Consider the following 17,713-nt stretch of genomic DNA (forward strand, 5'->3'; position numbering starts at 1 on the left):
TATTTTGCCTATGCATATAAATTTTTCAGATCATTTTTTAAAAATACAGAAACAGCTTGAGGATACTCAAGCTGTCATTGACGAAAATCTACTCATTGAGTTAGTCAATGATATTCGTCCATCTGATCCTCATAATACGGATGAGATTAAGCAAAAAATACAGGCTTTAATTGAAAGCCTATTACGCACACCTACAGCTCCCTTCCTGCTACAAACTTTTTTATTAAGTCTGATTAATCGCTATAAACAAGTTAGCTTATATGCCGACAGCGGAATTTTGTCTTTAGATGGTTTCTGGAATCAGCTGGGGCAAAGACTCGGAGCACATTTTCTACCGTTAATCGAAGATGCAAGCCAACTCAAAATATTGATTGGTAGAATTTTCTATTTAGAAAGTGACAAAATCTGGCTCAATAATATTGATGATGAAGATTGGGCAAATTTATTCAGTGTTATTGGGCAAAGCCAAAGTAATGTAGACGAAAAGCTTGTCATTCAAAGTGAAATGATTAAAGCAATTACCGTCTTATCTTATCGAATTAGTGGAATCGGCCTTTATCCTGAATTTATTAATGCCCAACCGGAACTAACTGAATATGAATCACCATTTTTAGTTCAGAACCGTGAAATTATTGAGTTTATCGAGAAATATAAAAAACAAGAACTTTTTGAACACGAAATTGCGGTCACTTCCCCTCCGGATGCATCACAAGCATTTGTTATGCTGGAACAGTGTCGGGATGTCGTTTTAAAAATTCGCCGTGCTACCAAAAGAATTGGGGTCAGCTTAAGTTTGACTTACTTATTGTCATTACTTGAACAGTGCCTCGATCGAATTGAATTACTGCTTTATTTGGTTGTAGATAACACTAAAGGAAAATATGTCTCTTTAGGACATCTTATTTCCGATTTGACCAAAGCACACTACAGTGAAAAAAGTGTTCGCTCTTTATTAAGCACAACAAGTGAACTTATTGCATTTCAAGTGACTGAAAATGCTAGCCGAACAGGTGAACATTATGTAAGTACTGATACAAAAGGTTTCTTGGGCATGTATAAAGCTGCTGCTGGAGCGGGCGTCATTATTGCTTGTATGGCATCTTTAAAAATTCTTGCAGCAAGAATGACAATGGCTCCGCTCATGCAGGCCTTTACTTTCAGTATGAATTATTCTCTAGGATTCATTCTAATTCATGTTCTGCATTTCACCGTTGCAACCAAACAACCTGCAATGACCGCTGCTGCCCTTGCCGCAACAGTACAACAGCGTAAAGGTTCTAAAACAGCTCAAATTGCAGAGTTGGCAGCGCTTATTATTAATATTATTCGAACACAGTTCATTGCGATTTTAGGCAATATTTCAATTGCGATCCCTACTGCAGCACTCATCACTTTTGCTTGGCAGTTCTATCTTGATGAGCCTTTATTAACTCATACTAAAGCAACTTATTTATTGCACAGCTTAAATCCTTTCACCTCTTTGGCAATTCCACACGCAGCCGTAGCCGGAGTTTGCTTATTTTTGTCCGGCCTCATTGCTGGATACTTCGATAACATGGCTGTTTACCGGAAAGTTGGTCCACGCTTAAGAGCACATCGCCGTTTAGCAAACTGGTTTGGTCAAGATCGTCTCAATCGTTTTGCTGAATATATTGAGCGTAACTTAGGCGCTTTAGCTGGTAATTTCTTATTCGGGATTATGTTAGGGAGTATGGGCACCATAGGCTTTATTTTAGGTTTACCTTTAGATATCCGCCATATTGCCTTTGCTTCGGCTAACTTTATTCAAGGTTTAATGACAATTAACGGCAGCCCAGATATCGGACTGATTATTGTGTCCTTTTTAGGCGTGTTATGTATTGGTCTCACTAACTTATTCGTGAGTTTCACCTTAACCATTATTGTGGCACTACGGGCCCGCCGAGTTCGCTTTGAACAATGGAAACCTTTAGCCAAACTGGTGATGACTCATTTTCTGACTCGACCAAGCGATTTTTTCTGGCCCCCAAAACAACCGCTAGAGCTTGAAGAAAACACGACAACAAATAGTGGAAAAAAGACGGAGCACTAAGAATTTTGCTTTGTACACAAAATGTGAATTCCGTCAATTTTGTTGTGATTGTTTTTCCAAATGTTAAAAAATTTTCAAAATGAATTTACGATGATCTATCAGGCTTGAAAAAAAGTGTACTGGCAAGTACACTTTTAGCGGCTTTCAGTAGTGGACACTGCTTGAATTAAGCAAAGGTATATACATGCCCTATATGTTGCTTTTTATTGGTTGTATTTTTTTAGGATTAGGTGTGCTTGGTCTTTTTGTACCAAGACTTCAATCTTTGGATCTTCTCAGCGTTCAAATATTGAGTGAATATCGTTCAGATTATCTTAACTCTATTACGATCGTTCTAGCACGTATAGGTGGTATGCCTTTTGTATGTTTTTTATCCTTTCTGGTGTGTATTTATCAGGCATGGTATAAAAAATATATTACTGTTATTTTCATTAGCGTGGGAGTTATTGGCAGTATCACCATGGGTTGGCTGCTCAAATGGTGTGTTGACCGCCCAAGACCCCCACAGGTATATCATATTGTCGAAAGTTACGGTGCATCGTTCCCAAGTGCACACAGTGTTTATGCATCAACACTGGCTTGTCTGGCAATGATAATGTTATGCCATAAGCCCAACACTAACTCTCCTTATATCATTTTGATTTCCTGTCTTTGGTTTATCTGCATGGGGCTTTCAAGAATATATGCTGGAGTTCATTTTCCAACAGATGTACTCGCCGGTTGGGGCATAGGTTTTATTTGGATTGCACTGCTTTGGCTCTGGTTATTACAAACACAAAGTAGGTTAAGTAAAAAACAAATATATTTTTAGATTTTATCTAACGAGGTGGAACAATGATGTCGGCTAAGCTTTGGGCTCCTGCCCTTACTGCTTGCGCATTAGCAACAAGTATCGCACTTGTTGGTTGTGGCAAAGGCTCCGATGAGAAACAGCAAGCTGCTGCTGCTCAGAAAATGCCGCCTGCTGAAGTAGGTGTTATTGTTGCTCAACCACAAAGTGTTGAACAAAGCGTTGAGCTTTCTGGCCGTACTTCAGCATATCAAATTTCTGAAGTTCGCCCTCAAACAAGTGGTGTAATTTTAAAACGCTTGTTTGCTGAAGGAAGTTATGTTCGTGAAGGTCAGGCTCTTTATGAACTGGATTCTAGAACTAACCGTGCAACGCTTGAAAATGCAAAAGCATCACTTTTACAACAACAGGCAAATCTAGCTTCACTACGTACCAAGCTCAACCGTTATAAGCAACTTGTTTCGAGTAACGCTGTATCTAGACAAGAATATGACGATTTACTTGGTCAGGTTAATGTTGCCGAAGCACAAGTTTCTGCTGCGAGAGCTCAAGTAACGAATGCAAATGTAGATCTTGGTTATTCTACAATTCGCTCACCAATTTCTGGTCAGTCTGGACGTTCTTCTGTAACAGCTGGTGCTTTAGTCACTGCAAACCAAACAGATCCATTAGTGACGATTCAACAGTTAGACCCGATCTATGTTGATATTAACCAGTCTAGTGCCGAGTTATTACGTTTACGTCAACAGCTCAGCAAAGGCAGTTTAAACAACAGTAACAACACGAAAGTGAAATTGAAGCTCGAGGATGGTTCAACCTATCCAATCGAAGGACAACTTGCTTTCTCTGATGCTTCTGTGAACCAGGATACAGGTACAGTTACTTTACGTGCCGTATTCTCGAACCCGAATCATCTGTTACTTCCGGGCATGTATACCACTGCACAGATTGTTCAGGGTGTAGTTCCAAATGCGTATCTGATTCCTCAAGCTGCAATTACCCGTTTACCGACAGGTCAAGCCATGGCGATGACTGTGAATGCAAAAGGTGCTGTTGAGAGTCGTCCTGTTGAAACCTCTGGTGTTCAAGGACAAAACTGGATTGTGACTAACGGTCTTAAAGCTGGTGATAAAGTGATTGTTGATGGTGTTGCCAAAGTTAAAGAAGGGCAAGAAGTTTCAGCAAAACCTTACCAAGCTCAACCAGCAAACCCTCAAGGTGCAGCTCCAAATGCTACAAAACCGGCTCAATCAGGTAAACCTCAAGCAGAACAGAAAGCATCTTCAAATGCATAAGGGGTAGATTGAATGGCACAATTTTTTATTCATCGCCCCATTTTTGCGTGGGTGATTGCATTAGTCATTATGTTGGCGGGTATTCTCACGCTCACAAAAATGCCTATTGCACAGTATCCGACGATTGCACCACCGACAGTTACAATTGCTGCAACTTATCCTGGTGCATCGGCTGAGACTGTTGAAAACACCGTAACCCAGATCATTGAACAACAAATGAATGGTCTAGATGGTTTACGTTATATTTCATCTAACAGTGCGGGTAACGGTCAGGCCTCTATTCAATTAAACTTTGAACAAGGTATTGATCCGGATATTGCACAGGTTCAGGTTCAAAACAAACTGCAATCTGCAACTGCTCTTTTACCTGAAGACGTTCAACGCCAAGGTGTAACGGTTACCAAATCTGGTGCAAGCTTCTTGCAAGTTATTGCATTTTATTCACCAGATAATAGCCTTTCAGACTCAGACATTAAAGACTACGTAAACTCATCAATTAAAGAACCGCTTAGCCGTGTTGCTGGTGTGGGTGAGGTACAAGTCTTTGGTGGTTCATACGCAATGCGTATCTGGCTCGACCCTGCAAAACTAACCAACTATCAGTTAACACCAAGTGATATTGCGACTGCTTTACAAGCGCAAAACTCACAAGTTGCTGTAGGTCAATTAGGTGGTGCACCAGCGGTACAAGGACAAGTCCTTAACGCAACAGTGAATGCGCAAAGTTTGTTGCAAACACCTGAGCAGTTTAAAAATATCTTCTTAAAGAACACAGCATCAGGTGCTGAGGTTCGTTTAAAAGATGTTGCTCGTGTAGAACTAGGTTCTGATAACTATCAGTTCGATTCGAAGTTTAATGGTAAACCTGCTGGTGGTCTTGCAATTAAAATTGCAACGGGTGCCAACGCACTTGATACCGCTGAAGCTGTTGAACACCGTTTAGCTGAATTACGTAAGAACTATCCAACAGGCCTTGCAGATAAACTGGCTTATGACACTACTCCATTTATTCGTCTTTCAATTGAAAGTGTTGTACACACATTAATTGAAGCGGTAATTTTAGTGTTCATTGTTATGTTCTTGTTCTTGCAGAACTGGCGTGCAACGATTATTCCAACACTTGCTGTACCTGTTGTTGTATTAGGTACATTTGCTGTCATCAATATCTTTGGCTTCTCAATTAACACCTTAACCATGTTCGCTATGGTATTGGCAATTGGTCTTCTGGTCGATGATGCCATTGTTGTGGTCGAAAACGTTGAACGTGTCATGAGTGAAGAGCATACCGATCCGGTCACGGCGACTTCACGATCAATGCAACAGATTTCTGGTGCGTTAATTGGTATCACAAGCGTATTGACAGCGGTATTCGTACCAATGGCATTCTTTGGCGGTACAACTGGTGTGATCTATCGTCAATTCTCGATTACCCTTGTAACAGCAATGGTTCTATCGTTAATTGTAGCGTTAACCTTTACGCCAGCACTTTGTGCAACAATTTTAAAACAGCATGATCCAAACAAAGAACCAAGCAATAATATTTTTGCTCGTTTCTTCAGAGGCTTTAACAACGGTTTTGACCGCATGTCGCATAGCTACCAAAATGGTGTTAGTCGCATGCTTAAAGGCAAAATCTTCTCTGGCGTACTTTACGCTGTAGTGATTGCGCTATTGGTGTTCTTATTCCAGAAACTCCCATCTTCATTTTTACCAGAAGAAGATCAGGGTGTGGTTATGACACTTGTTCAATTACCACCGAATGCAACACTTGATCGTACGAATAAAGTTGTTGATACCATGACAAACTTCTTCATGAATGAAAAAGACACAGTGGAATCTATTTTCACCGTTTCAGGTTTCTCATTCACAGGTGTTGGTCAAAATGCTGGTATTGGCTTCGTTAAATTGAAAGACTGGAGTGAACGTACTTCACCAGAGTCTCAAATTGGTGCGTTAATTCAGCGTGGTATGGCATTGAATATGATCGTTAAAGACGCATCTTACATCATGCCATTACAGCTTCCAGCAATGCCTGAACTCGGGGTAACTGCTGGTTTTAACTTGCAACTTAAAGATTCAAGTGGTCAAGGCCATGAGAAACTGATTGCCGCACGTAACACAATTTTAGGTTTAGCTGCACAAGATAAACGTCTTGTGGGTGTTCGCCCGAATGGTCAAGAAGATACGCCTCAGTATCAAATTAATGTAGATCAAGCTCAAGCGGGTGCCATGGGCGTTAGCATTGCTGACATTAACAACACGATGCGTATTGCATGGGGTGGTTCATACATTAATGACTTCGTTGACCGTGGTCGTGTGAAAAAAGTTTATGTTCAAGGTGATTCGGGTAGCCGTATGATGCCTGAAGACTTAAACAAGTGGTATGTACGTAATAACAAAGGTGAAATGGTACCATTCTCTGCATTTGCTACAGGCGAATGGACATATGGTTCTCCACGTCTTGAACGTTATAACGGCGTGTCATCGGTTAACATTCAAGGTACTCCTGCACCTGGCGTAAGTTCTGGTGATTCCATGAAAGCTATGGAAGAAATTATTGCCAAGTTACCATCTATGGGCTTACAAGGTTTCGACTATGAATGGACAGGTTTATCACTTGAAGAACGTGAGTCTGGTGCTCAAGCTCCATTCTTATATGCGCTTTCATTGTTAATCGTTTTCCTTTGCTTAGCTGCATTGTATGAAAGCTGGTCTATTCCGTTCTCGGTTTTACTTGTAGTACCACTTGGTATTATTGGTGCAATCGTATTGACTTACTTGGGTATGATTATTAAAGGAGATCCAAATCTCTCAAATAACATTTACTTCCAGGTCGCAATGATTGCAGTCATCGGTCTTTCTGCAAAAAATGCGATCTTGATTGTTGAGTTCGCAAAAGAATTGCAGGAAAAAGGTGAAGACCTGCTTGATGCAACCTTACATGCTTCAAAAATGCGTTTACGTCCAATTATCATGACTACCCTTGCCTTCGGTTTCGGTGTACTTCCACTTGCCCTTTCAACAGGTGCTGGTGCAGGAAGTCAGCACTCAGTCGGCTTCGGTGTACTCGGTGGCGTACTCAGTGCAACGTTCTTAGGTATCTTCTTTATCCCTGTATTCTATGTGTGGATTCGTAGTATCTTTAAGTACAAACCAAAAACCATAAACACTCAGGAGCATAAATCGTGATGCAAAAAGTATGGTCTATTTCAGGTCGTAGCATTGCGGTATCTGCACTTGCGCTTGCTTTGGCAGCTTGTCAAAGCATGCGCGGCCCAGAACCAGTCGTGAAAACCGATATACCACAAAGCTATGCATATAACAGCGCTTCTGGTACGTCTATTGCTGAACAGGGTTACAAACAGTTCTTTTCTGACCCTCGTTTACTTGGAGTGATTGATTTGGCGCTTGCCAACAACCGCGACTTACGTACAGCAACACTCAATATTGAACGTGCTCAACAGCAATATCGAATTACGCAGAACAACCAGCTTCCAACCATCGGAGCAAGTGGTAGTGCAATTCGTCAGGTTTCTCAAAGCCGTGATCCGAATAACCCCTACTCTACTTATCAAGTAGGTCTGGGTGTAACTGCCTATGAGCTTGATTTTTGGGGCCGCGTACGTAGCTTAAAAGATGCTGCATTAGATAGTTATCTTTCAACGCAAAGTGCACGTGATTCGACTCAAATCAGTCTGATCAGTCAAGTGGCACAAGCGTGGTTGAACTATTCTTTCGCAACAGCGAATTTAAGACTTGCAGAGCAAACACTTAAAGCACAGCTAGACTCTTACAATCTCAACAAAAAACGTTTTGATGTGGGCATCGACAGTGAAGTTCCACTACGTCAAGCACAGATTTCTGTAGAAACTGCGCGTAATGATGTAGCAAACTACAAAACACAGATTGCTCAAGCACAAAACTTGTTGAACTTGTTAGTGGGCCAATCTGTTCCACAAAACTTGTTGCCAACCCAACCTGTAAAACGCATTACTCAACAAAATGTATATACAGCTGGTTTACCAAGTGACTTGCTTAATAACCGTCCAGATGTAAAAGCTGCCGAATATAACTTAAGCGCTGCTGGTGCGAATATTGGTGCTGCAAAAGCACGCTTATTCCCAACAATTAGCTTAACGGGTTCTGCAGGTTATGCATCAACTGACTTAAGTGATCTATTTAAGTCTGGTGGCTTTGTGTGGTCGATTGGTCCAAGCTTAGACTTACCAATCTTTGACTGGGGTACACGTAAAGCCAATGTAAAAATTTCTGAAACCGATCAGAAAATTGCATTGTCTGATTATGAAAAATCAGTTCAGTCTGCGTTCCGCGAAGTGAATGATGCGCTTGCAACTCGTGCCAATATTGGTGAGCGTTTAACAGCTCAACAACGTCTAGTAGAAGCAACTAACCGCAACTACACACTGTCAAATGCCCGCTTCCGTGCTGGTATTGACAGTTACTTGACAGTTCTTGATGCACAGCGTTCATCTTATTCAGCAGAACAAGGTTTATTGTTGCTTCAACAAGCTAACTTAAACAACCAAATCGAGTTATACAAAACTCTAGGTGGTGGTTTAAAAGCAAATACCTCAGATACAGTGGTTAATCAGCCATCAAGTGCTGAACTTAAAAAGCAATAAGTTTTAAATAACTTAATTTATAAAAGCTCACTTCGGTGGGCTTTTTTATTGCATCTCATGTGAATATTTTTTATCTTGAAACCTTAAGAATTTAGATTGATAAAAAACAATGTTACTGAGTAATTTAGAAAGTGTTCCGGGCCACCAGATTGTAAAGCAACTTGATGTTGTTTATGGAAGTACAGTCCGTAGTAAGCATGTTGGCCGTGATTTGATGGCAAGTTTAAAAAATATTGTAGGTGGTGAACTTACAGGCTATACCGAATTATTAGAAGAATCCCGCCAAGAAGCCATGGATCGTATGATTGCCAAAGCTCAGCAACTTGGTGCGAATGCAATTGTTGGTATTCGTTTTTCAACTTCAAATATTGCCCAAGGTGCTTCTGAATTATTCGTATATGGTACGGCTGTGGTTGTTCAACCTCAAGCATCCCATCTACCAGATCCATTTAGTGCATAGGTAGAAAATGGACAATCTTATTTTTCAGCTTGTTATTTTTCTCATTCTTTTCAGTATTGGATGGGGTTTTGGCCGCCATATTGAACAAAAACATTTGAAAGAACTTCAAGAAAAAGAACAGCAATTCGCCCATATCAGAATTGATACCAATCGTTTTGCGACGAGTGATCAGTTAGGACATTTTATTAGCAGTAATGTCGTGATTTCTCATGACTACTTTAAATATGTACTGGCATCCATTAAGAATGTTTTGGGTGGTCGGCTTACCAGTTATGAGAGTGTAGTTGAGCGCGCTCGCCGTGAAGCTATTGTTCGCTTAAAACAACAAGCGTACACCGCAGGAGCTAACCATATTATGGGAGTTCGGCTGAGTACAACCGAACTAGGAATGCAAGGCGGAATGGTTGAAGTATTTGCATACGGTACAGCAGTAAAAGATTAATGCTGCCCCACACAAGAAAAATGAATGCGTGGATTGCCAATATTTTTAGTTAAATGTTGGCAAATTCCGGTAATTTTCCAACGCTCTTGTTGTTTTTCCAAAGTAAAATAATAACGACCAAATGAATGAAAATAATCATTTTCTGAAAAACGATAAATTTGATAATTACATTCTAACCATGCCTGATTTTGTTCAATACGGATAAGTGGATTACTTAAGTTATGTTGCAGCCTGAGATGCGACAATGCCTCTTGCCGTGAGCCTTTATATTCATGACAAGTCACAACACATAAAGGCTCTCCCCTAAACTGAAAATAGTCTACCTCAAGTTGATCGGCCAATAACTCATCAAAAGCGTCCCAATTTTTCTGGTCAAAAACCAATTGAAAACGCGTAATGACTTCTAAAATACGGTGATAATCTTGATCCATGGTGAACCTTCTATGCGGGTTTTTCCATCAATTTAGCACGGCAAAATCAGTTTTTTATTTTACTTTTGTTTTCCGAATCATTTTATAAAGAAGTTTTGGTGACATTCGAGAAACCATTACACCCAGTTTTTCTTTTGTTCCACCAACAACAATATATTCTTGTCCATGCATTAAGGCTTTCACAGCTTGCTCTGCAAAAACGTCTGCCTCTAAACCATTCTCGATCGCTTCATCTTGATGACCTTGAGGCTGACCTGCACCATTTAACGCATTAAAAGAAACATTAGTTTTTACAAAGCCTGGGAAAATAACGGAAACTTCGACGCCTTGATCTGAGACTTCGGCACGTAAACTATTCGCCCACATATGAATTGCCGCTTTAGCAGCCGAATAACTTGCACGGTACTGAGTCCCTAATAAACCCGCGACACTCGATACAAATACAACTCGGCCAGACTTTTGTTTTAGCATGGTCGGCAATACAGTTTTGGTTAAAGCCACTTGTGAGAAATAATCGACTTCCATAATGGCCCGTTCGGTTGACATTGTGGTGTCCTGAATCAAAGCACGTTGGCTTAAGCCTGCATTATTAATGAGCCAGTCAATTCGCCCTTTAGCTTTTAAAATCTGCTTATAGGCCTCTTCAACTTGTTTTTCATCAGTAATATCGGCAACCACTGATAAATGTTGATCAGGGTTTAATAAACCCACTCGAACCACTTCTAATTCATCAAAACGACGCGAGGTCAAAATCACTTCTGCACCTTGCAAAGCCAACTCACCTGCTAAGGCTTTACCCAAACCAGAAGATGCGCCCGTAATCCATACCACTTTATTTTGCAAAGTATCAAGTTTGGCCATGTGAAGTTCCTATTATCTTTTTAAATTATGCTGCTTGATGCATGAAGGCCAAAAAGTGGTTGATATAATGAGTTGCTGTGGTCTGATCGACCTGTGTCCCTAACTTTTCCAAACGTTTATAGCCCAAATGCGTCGTCATGTTGATTACTCCGTTAAGAGTTTTATCGACAACTAAATTAAATTTTAAACGCTTTTTAGGCTCACGTACTAGGCTTGTTACGCCTAAATCTACAATTTGTATTAATGTTTCAAAAGCCGCTGTAATACTTTGCATATTACCATCACGAATTTGCTGCGTAAGGTTTTGAGCTTGCTGTACGAGTTGAAGCGTAACCGGATAGGTAATATAAACTTGTTGGCCCTGCTCTTTCATCAGAGATGTCATGTAATCGACTAAAGGTAAAAGACGCTCATTGCCAAAGAATGAAACTGACCAAGGCATGTATTTTCGAAAAGTCTCTAAAACCTGCTGAATAACTTTTTCAGACTCAGCTTGTTGTTTTGGAGACATAGTTGCATTTCCTGACTGTAAAAGCACAGAAAAAACCTGTTCAATAATTTCACAAGAAAGATCAGAGAGTACATCGCCTAAAGGTTTTGCTTGACTTTGGCTGACACCATCATGCAATTTCTGTCGAATGGTTTCGAATTGGGTATAAGTTGAATCGGAAATTTTCAAAAAAACTTCATAACTCATGAGCAGCATCCTTTTCAATTCTTTTGTAATTTTTGTGCCGTATGTCTACACGATTAAATTGTGATCCATCTTTCATAAATCTACCGTTTTTTGAAAAAAATACAAAACCGTTTATCTGTTTTCAGCACATTAATTTCGAGGCATTTTTTTGCTACAATAGGTGCAATTTTTTATGCATATTCGATCTAAGCTACTATGACTGACGCTCAAACCGCTCAAAATATTGCGACCACATACGATCCAACCGAGATCGAAAAGAAGTGGTACCAAACGTGGGAAGAACAAGGTTACTTCAAACCTTCTGGTCACGGTGAATCATTCTGTATCATGATTCCGCCACCAAACGTCACAGGTAGTTTGCACATGGGCCATGGCTTTAACAATGCCATTATGGATGCCCTCACCCGTTATAACCGTATGATGGGTAAAAACACTTTGTGGCAACCGGGTACTGACCACGCTGGTATTGCAACTCAAATGGTTGTTGAGCGTCAACTTGGCTTACAAGGTGTGACTCGTCATGACTTGGGCCGTGATAAGTTCATCGAAAAAGTTTGGGAATGGAAAGAGCAATCTGGCGGCACAATTACGAAACAAATTCGTCGCTTAGGTTCATCTGTAGACTGGTCACGTGAACGCTTCACGATGGACGAAGGTTTATCAAACGCGGTTAAAGAAGTATTCGTTCGTTTGCACGAAGACGGTTTAATTTACCGTGGTAAACGTCTTGTAAACTGGGACCCTAAACTTCAAACAGCTCTTTCTGACCTTGAAGTAGAAAGCAAAGAAGAAAAAGGCTCACTTTGGCACTTTAAATATTTCTTTGAAGACAAATCAGTTAAAACTCAAGACGGCAAAGACTATTTAGTCGTTGCAACAACTCGTCCTGAAACATTACTTGGTGATACTGCGGTTGCTGTTCATCCTGAAGATGAGCGTTATGCACACCTTGTTGGTAAAAACATTGTATTGCCAATTACGGGTCGTTTAATTCCGATCGTTGCTGACGACTACGTTGAAAAAGACTTCGGTACTGGCTGTGTAAAAATTACCCCTGCTCATGACTTCAATGACTATGATCTAGGTAAACGCAATAGCTTGCCAATCATTAATATCTTCAACAAAAATGCCGAAGTTTTAGGTGAGTTTGAATATATTGCAAAAGCTGGCGAACAGATTTCTAAAACCATTACTGCACCTGCGGACTATGCTGGTTTAGAGCGTTTTGCAGCACGTAAAAAATTAGTTGCTCAAGCTGAAGCTGAAGGCTGGTTAGATCAAATCCAACCGTATGATTTAAAAGCTCCACGCGGCGACCGTTCAGGTGTGATCATTGAGCCGTTACTGACTGATCAATGGTACGTAAAAATTGCTCCGCTTGCTGAGCCTGCAATTGAAGCAGTTCAAGATGGTCGTATTAAGTTTGTTCCAGAACAATACAGCAACATGTACATGGCGTGGATGCGTGACATTCAAGACTGGTGTATTTCACGTCAGCTTTGGTGGGGTCACCGTATTCCAGCTTGGTACGATGCAAATGGCAACATCTATGTAGGTCGTAACGAAGAAGAAGTGCGCGCGAAAAACAACATCGCGGCTGACGTTGAACTCAAACAAGACGAAGATGTTCTTGATACATGGTTCTCATCTGCACTTTGGACATTCTCAACTTTAGGTTGGACTGGCGACGCACAAAAAGATGCCGCAAATGATTTCTTAAAAACCTTCCACCCAACAGATGTGTTGGTGACTGGTTTTGACATCATTTTCTTCTGGGTTGCCCGTATGATCATGATGACCCTACACTTCATGAAAAATGAAGATGGTTCATCGCAAGTTCCATTTAAGACTGTTTACGTTCACGGCTTGGTACGTGATGGTGAAGGTCAAAAAATGTCGAAGTCTAAAGGGAACGTACTTGATCCATTAGACTTGATTGACGGTATTGATTTAGAAAGCTTAGTCGCAAAACGTACGACTGGCCTAATGAACCCGAAAGATGCAGCGAAGATTGAAAAATCAACACGCAAAGAGTTCCCAGAAGGCATCAATGCTTATGGTACTGACGCAGTTCGTTTCACGTTCTGTGCGCTTGCAAACACTGGTCGTGACATCAAATTCGATTTAAAACGTGTTGAAGGCTATCGTAACTTCTGTAACAAAATCTGGAACGCAACCCGTTTCGTTCTGATGAATGTTGAAGGTCAAACTGTTGGTCAACAAGCGCGCCCTGATCTATGGGAACTTCCAGAACAATGGATTATGAGCCGTCTGCAAAAAGCTGAAGCTGCTGTACACCAAGCGTTTGCAACGTATCGTTTAGACCTTGCTGCTCAAGCGATTTACGACTTTATCTGGAATGAATACTGTGACTGGTACGTTGAGTTAACTAAACCAGTTCTAAACGATGCAGAAGTGTCTGAAGAGCGTAAAGCTGAAGTACGCCGTGTATTGCTTGCAGTAATGGAGGCTTCATTACGTTTGGCTCATCCGCTTATGCCATATTTGACAGAAGAAATCTGGCAGACTCTTGCACCAATGCTTGGTCAAGGCGGCCCAACGATTATGACTGCTCAATACCCTATTCCTGAGCAAGCAAAAATCAATGAACAAGCTGAAGCAGATATGCAATGGCTTCAAGGTTTGATTGGCGCAGTACGTAACATTCGCGGTGAGTTAGGCTTAGGTAATGCGCGCTTGTTGCCAGTATTACTTCAAAACACATCTGATGCTGAACGTGAACAAATCATTCGTATTGAAGCATTGTTCAAAGCATTGGCTAAAGTTGAAAGCATTGAGTTCTTGAATAAAGACCAAGAACCACCTTTGTCTTGCTCTAGCGTTGTTAGCCATGCATCGGTATTTGTACCAATGAAAGGTTTAATCGACCCTAAAGCTGAGCTTGCTCGTTTGCAAAAAGATTTAGATAAAATCCAAAAGCAACACGACCAAATCGCGGGCAAACTTGCAAACGAAGGCTTTGTATCTAAAGCACCAGTAACGGTTGTTGAAGGTGAAAAAGCGAAGCTTGCTGAGTTTGCTGCTCAGTTAGAGAAAGTTAAAGCGAATATGGAGCAGATTGCTGCGCTTTAAGCTTTTTAGTCGAATAAACCCAGAATCTGTGCAAGCAGGTTCTGGGTTTTTCTATATTTAAGAATTACTTTTTTTGTAGAATCAACATATGAAGATGCCATAATTTTATGTAACCATTCAATAAGGGCAAATTTTCATTCATTTCTTTATGAAACAATAAATTAAATTCGTATAAAAACAAATCGCCTATATCTTGGTACGTAAAACCTATAAATTTTTTAGGTTCTCTAATAACCCATTCATCTTGAGTCCCCAATAAATCAACTACCAGAATTCCGCCTTCAGGAAGTGCATTTATAATTCGTTTAATTACACTATAAAAATAACTTGGGTCGCAAAAGAATAGACTTGATGAGGCAATAATTAAGCTTGCAGATGGAAAATTAAAGTCTTCAAAAGATTCATGATAAAAACTAAATCTAGACTCATCTTTAAATCGCTCAGCACAGACTTTTTGCGCATCAATTGAAATATCAAAAGCATGAACATTAAATCCCTTTGATAATAGATAAGCAGATTCATTCCCAGCGCCACAGCCGCAATCTATAGCAACTAAAGGTAAGTTAGGAAAATGGCCTAAAGCCTTCTCTAAAATAGGTCTATGGTTAAGTTCTTTTGATAATTGAATAAATTTTTCATTCATAAATCCGATCTTTTAATTTTTATAATTTTCACACTATATTTTATAAAAAATCCAATCTCAACAATTTCTTATTCCAAAAGCAACACGAGCAAATCGCAGGCAAACTTGCAAACGAAGGCTTTGTATCTAAAGCGCCCCATGTTCCAATAACATCTCTACCCCACTCACCTTTTTCATATGCTTTAAACGTTCCTTTTCCCACTTCACCTGCTGCTTTAGCTCAGCACAGTCAGCATCTATGGCTTTATAAATATCACTGATATGTACATGCTCTGCTTTCACATTCGTTGCCAACTGAAAAGAATCCAAAATATCAGCAATTTGGCTTTCAAGCTGCTGACTTTGTGCATCCAAAGCCAGTTTATAAAACCGCAACTGCTCGGCAGATAATTCTTTAGCGCCTATCCCTTTATTCTGTTCAAGCTGTAACTGGAGTTTGAGTAAATAAAACAAATCCTGCTTTTCGTAGGCCTGACTTGCTTGTTGGAACAACTCAGTTTTTTCTTCTTTCTTTGTTTCATCTTGCTCACGGTCTGGGTGAATCATTGCGGCAATTTTTAAATAGACCGTTTTTAATGACTGCGCTGCCATTTGCTCGGCTTGTTCACGTTTTTGTTGCTGTCTTTGCTGTTTGGCTTGTTCTCGCGCTTGTTGTTGCTCGGCTGCATATTGTTCAAAGTCTTCTTCTAACTCTAAACCTTGATCAGCACTTTCTTCATCTTCAAATCTTATTGGCTGAGCTTTTTTATTCTTTTTTATCGACTCTTGTGCATGTTGCTGATAAAAGGTATCAATCTGCTTCACCAAGTCCAACTGTTCAGTAGACAGCATTTTGGAGCGCTTCAACATTTGTGCAAGCTGGGCAATTTTTTCATCGAGTTGTTGCATATCTGCTTTGGAAAATTCATGGCTATGCAACATATTCCAAAGTTGATCCAACTGCTGAAATAAGACTACATGTAAATCGTTATACACAGGCATCAGTTTTTGGCGTATGTGCTGTTGAATCTCAGCTTGTGCATTTTGCCATGTGCTCAGGCTAACTTTTTGCTGTTCTATTTTATCAAACAGGCGATTCAGTTTTTTCTGCTGTGCAGACGGCTCAGACCTTTGCTGCAAGCTCACTTTGAGATCAAAGGACATACTCATCCACCTGAAAAAGAAAAAAGTGTAGCAATAATTAAATGAGGAAGGTAGCAAAGCATTCTTTAAGTCAGAATCAGTCTATTCATTTTTAGAAAATAGAATACGACTTATCTAAGTTATAACTTAAGAAATCCACCAAATCACTAATGGTAAAGTTACGGCAGCACATAAAGTTTGAAAGCTAATTACAGCTGCCATGAGCTGACTATCACCACCCAAAACTTTGGTTAAAATATATGAAGCAGAAGCAGTCGGTAGCGCAAAGAAAATGACTAAAATCTGTGTTTGCAAACTTGGTAAACCAAACCACATGCAAACTGCGTAAGCCAAGGCAGGCACTGCTAAAAGTCGTGCAAACGTGTCTGCTGCCAACACCACAATGTCTTTTTTAATTTGCATAAATTGTAAAGCTGCACCCACACATAACAAACCTAGCGGCAAACTCGACACTGAAAAAAGCTTAATAAACTGAGTAAAGCCTTCCCAAATCGGGATATGAAGCGCATTAACTGCTGCCCCGACCACACACGATGCAATTAACGGATTTTTAAGGAGTGCAATCAAAACAGGTTTAATTGCCATGTGTTCTTTAGAAGTTAAAGCAAGCACCGAAATAATATTTACAAGTGGAATGCAAAGTGCCAATAAAATTGCCAGAATTGCCATTCCTTCACTTTTAAAAAGCGAAGTGACTAAAGCCAAACCAATATAGGTATTAAAGCGAACCATACTTTGTACGTGCACACCAAAACGTGCAGGCGGTATGTGCCAAAACATTCGGAGGATATATAAAAAGGCGGTCACTGCTAAAACCACAATCAACATCGCAATAATGGCTGTACTCAAACTTTGTAAGTCAATTTTTGCGGTCGATAGCGTACTAAAAAGCAAAGCGGGAAATAAAATATAGTAATTTAGCTTCTCTGCCCCGGCCCAAAACTCATCGCTAAAAAAACGATATTTTTTAAATAAGTATCCCGATGCAATTAATGCAACTAAAGGAAAAAGAGATAAAACAATGCTATTCATTTCTTTACTCGAGTTTTGTTGAGGCTTGCTGTTTTTAGCAATGACCTTGGCTTACTCATATATTAAAGATAATGAAAGCTCATGATAAAATGAGTTTTTACTCATAATAAGT

The 17,713-nt window shown here is 40.1% G+C and carries 14 protein-coding genes and 1 pseudogene; 9 read left to right on the top strand and 6 right to left on the bottom strand.

What is annotated here, in order from left to right:
* Nucleotides 1-10: 10 nt before the first annotated feature.
* The 7 genes from OD757_RS14670 (at nt 11) to OD757_RS14700 (ending at nt 9,701) form a co-directional block, all read left to right on the top strand.
* Nucleotides 11-2,071 (top strand): site-specific recombinase, encoded by a 2,061-nt coding sequence (locus OD757_RS14670; protein ID WP_263032313.1) that lies wholly within the window; start codon nt 11-13, stop codon nt 2,069-2,071.
* A gap of 184 nt (nt 2,072-2,255) precedes the next feature.
* The gene (locus tag OD757_RS14675; RefSeq protein ID WP_263032314.1) at nt 2,256-2,882 is read left to right on the top strand and encodes a phosphatase PAP2 family protein; all 627 of its coding nucleotides are present in this window, start codon (nt 2,256-2,258) and stop codon (nt 2,880-2,882) included.
* Nucleotides 2,883-2,905: 23 nt separating this feature from the next.
* Complete coding sequence (gene adeI, locus OD757_RS14680; RefSeq protein ID WP_009389667.1) at nt 2,906-4,156, top strand: multidrug efflux RND transporter periplasmic adaptor subunit AdeI; 1,251 nt, start codon at nt 2,906-2,908, stop codon at nt 4,154-4,156.
* Between the two features lie 12 nt (nt 4,157-4,168).
* Nucleotides 4,169-7,345, top strand: coding sequence for a multidrug efflux RND transporter permease subunit AdeJ (adeJ, locus tag OD757_RS14685; RefSeq protein WP_263032315.1), 3,177 nt, complete (start codon nt 4,169-4,171; stop codon nt 7,343-7,345).
* Entirely contained in the window at nt 7,345-8,799 is a 1,455-nt protein-coding gene (gene adeK, locus OD757_RS14690; RefSeq protein WP_263032435.1) for a multidrug efflux RND transporter outer membrane channel subunit AdeK, read from the top strand. The genes adeJ and adeK overlap by 1 nt, the downstream gene beginning before the upstream one ends.
* 109 nt (nt 8,800-8,908) lie before the next feature.
* Nucleotides 8,909-9,259: a YbjQ family protein gene (locus OD757_RS14695; protein WP_107881197.1), complete on the top strand. Its 351-nt coding sequence runs from the start codon at nt 8,909-8,911 to the stop codon at nt 9,257-9,259.
* Nucleotides 9,260-9,266: 7 nt separating this feature from the next.
* Nucleotides 9,267-9,701, top strand: a complete 435-nt coding sequence (locus OD757_RS14700) for a YbjQ family protein (protein ID WP_263032316.1) — start codon at nt 9,267-9,269, stop codon at nt 9,699-9,701.
* On the opposite strand, the gene OD757_RS14705 is transcribed toward OD757_RS14700, so the two are convergent.
* From OD757_RS14705 to OD757_RS14715, 3 genes are read right to left on the bottom strand one after another with little or no spacing between them, the layout of a single operon-like run.
* On the bottom strand, nt 9,698-10,132 hold the full coding sequence (locus OD757_RS14705) for a nuclear transport factor 2 family protein (protein ID WP_263032317.1): 435 nt from the start codon (nt 10,130-10,132) through the stop codon (nt 9,698-9,700). The two genes, OD757_RS14700 and OD757_RS14705, sit on opposite strands and share 4 nt — an antisense overlap.
* 54 nt (nt 10,133-10,186) lie before the next feature.
* Nucleotides 10,187-10,993 carry an SDR family NAD(P)-dependent oxidoreductase gene (locus OD757_RS14710; protein ID WP_263032318.1) on the bottom strand — a complete coding sequence of 269 codons (807 nt, stop codon included), beginning with the start codon at nt 10,991-10,993 and terminating at the stop codon, nt 10,187-10,189.
* A gap of 25 nt (nt 10,994-11,018) precedes the next feature.
* On the bottom strand, nt 11,019-11,690 hold the full coding sequence (locus OD757_RS14715) for a hypothetical protein (protein ID WP_263032319.1): 672 nt from the start codon (nt 11,688-11,690) through the stop codon (nt 11,019-11,021).
* 195 nt (nt 11,691-11,885) lie between these two features.
* Between OD757_RS14715 and OD757_RS14720 the strand changes: the two genes are divergently transcribed.
* Entirely contained in the window at nt 11,886-14,783 is a 2,898-nt protein-coding gene (locus tag OD757_RS14720) for a valine--tRNA ligase (RefSeq protein WP_263032320.1), read from the top strand.
* 64 nt (nt 14,784-14,847) lie between these two features.
* Here OD757_RS14720 and OD757_RS14725 read toward each other — a convergent pair whose 3' ends face one another.
* Nucleotides 14,848-15,426 carry a class I SAM-dependent methyltransferase gene (locus tag OD757_RS14725; RefSeq protein WP_263032321.1) on the bottom strand — a complete coding sequence of 193 codons (579 nt, stop codon included), beginning with the start codon at nt 15,424-15,426 and terminating at the stop codon, nt 14,848-14,850.
* 74 nt (nt 15,427-15,500) lie between these two features.
* Here OD757_RS14725 and OD757_RS18330 point away from each other — a divergent pair.
* Nucleotides 15,501-15,563 (top strand): annotated as a pseudogene (locus OD757_RS18330) (hypothetical protein); the annotation flags it as partial.
* Here OD757_RS18330 and OD757_RS14730 read toward each other — a convergent pair.
* Nucleotides 15,553-16,569, bottom strand: coding sequence for a molecular chaperone DnaJ (locus OD757_RS14730; protein WP_263032322.1), 1,017 nt, complete (start codon nt 16,567-16,569; stop codon nt 15,553-15,555). The pseudogene OD757_RS18330 and the gene OD757_RS14730 overlap by 11 nt on opposite strands.
* A 126-nt stretch (nt 16,570-16,695) precedes the next feature.
* A complete protein-coding gene (locus tag OD757_RS14735; RefSeq protein WP_263032323.1) occupies nt 16,696-17,601 on the bottom strand; it encodes an AEC family transporter in 906 nt (301 codons plus the stop codon).
* Between the last annotated feature and the right edge of the window lie 112 nt (nt 17,602-17,713).

This window comes from Acinetobacter sp. AYS6 (assembly GCF_025630795.1).
Taxonomy (GTDB): Bacteria; Pseudomonadota; Gammaproteobacteria; order Pseudomonadales; family Moraxellaceae; genus Acinetobacter.

Bases quoted from the DNA above. Each gene is read 5' to 3' on its own strand.
- OD757_RS14710 (WP_263032318.1), bottom strand. From the start codon at position 10,993: ATGGCCAAACTTGATACTTTGCAAAATAAAGTGGTATGGATTACGGGC.
- OD757_RS14700 (WP_263032316.1), top strand. From the start codon at position 9,267: ATGGACAATCTTATTTTTCAGCTTGTTATTTTTCTCATTCTTTTCAGT.
- OD757_RS14715 (WP_263032319.1), bottom strand. From the start codon at position 11,690: ATGAGTTATGAAGTTTTTTTGAAAATTTCCGATTCAACTTATACCCAA.
- adeI (WP_009389667.1), top strand. From the start codon at position 2,906: ATGATGTCGGCTAAGCTTTGGGCTCCTGCCCTTACTGCTTGCGCATTA.
- OD757_RS14705 (WP_263032317.1), bottom strand. From the start codon at position 10,132: ATGGATCAAGATTATCACCGTATTTTAGAAGTCATTACGCGTTTTCAA.
- OD757_RS14735 (WP_263032323.1), bottom strand. From the start codon at position 17,601: ATGAATAGCATTGTTTTATCTCTTTTTCCTTTAGTTGCATTAATTGCA.
- OD757_RS14720 (WP_263032320.1), top strand. From the start codon at position 11,886: ATGACTGACGCTCAAACCGCTCAAAATATTGCGACCACATACGATCCA.
- OD757_RS14675 (WP_263032314.1), top strand. From the start codon at position 2,256: ATGCCCTATATGTTGCTTTTTATTGGTTGTATTTTTTTAGGATTAGGT.
- OD757_RS14670 (WP_263032313.1), top strand. From the start codon at position 11: ATGCATATAAATTTTTCAGATCATTTTTTAAAAATACAGAAACAGCTT.
- OD757_RS14695 (WP_107881197.1), top strand. From the start codon at position 8,909: ATGTTACTGAGTAATTTAGAAAGTGTTCCGGGCCACCAGATTGTAAAG.
- adeJ (WP_263032315.1), top strand. From the start codon at position 4,169: ATGGCACAATTTTTTATTCATCGCCCCATTTTTGCGTGGGTGATTGCA.
- OD757_RS14730 (WP_263032322.1), bottom strand. From the start codon at position 16,569: ATGTCCTTTGATCTCAAAGTGAGCTTGCAGCAAAGGTCTGAGCCGTCT.
- OD757_RS14725 (WP_263032321.1), bottom strand. From the start codon at position 15,426: ATGAATGAAAAATTTATTCAATTATCAAAAGAACTTAACCATAGACCT.
- adeK (WP_263032435.1), top strand. From the start codon at position 7,345: ATGCAAAAAGTATGGTCTATTTCAGGTCGTAGCATTGCGGTATCTGCA.